This is a genomic window from Bradyrhizobium sp. Kon10, from assembly GCF_055807395.1.
In genome coordinates this window covers 1-254 of the sequence record NZ_JBVVOZ010000302.1, presented here as the reverse complement: position 1 = coordinate 254, position 254 = coordinate 1, and the positions used below count along the sequence as shown (strand labels likewise).

Below are 254 nucleotides of genomic sequence, written 5' to 3'. Positions count from 1 at the left end.
AAATCCGCGGGCTGGAACAGCGGCGTGAACGGGTGATTGGCCTGCGTTGCGCTACTCGCGCTCCTGGCCGGGCCTAGCATACCAGTTGGCGCGCTCCCAGCCGGCGACTTCGCCGAACACCGCGCCGCGCGCCTTCAGATGTTCGTGCAGTGGCGAGCGCCTGATGTTCCGCGAGGTCGCCATCTGACGGTACGGGAAATGGTCGGCGTAGAGCAGGCCGAGCGTCTCGGAGACGCGCTCCTTCAGATAACGGC

1 pseudogene is annotated in these 254 nt (G+C 66.5%); it reads right to left on the bottom strand.

Annotated elements, in window-relative coordinates:
• Nucleotides 1–54: 54 nt before the first annotated feature.
• Nucleotides 55–254 (bottom strand): annotated as a pseudogene (locus AC0L2O_RS37125) (hypothetical protein); the annotation flags it as partial.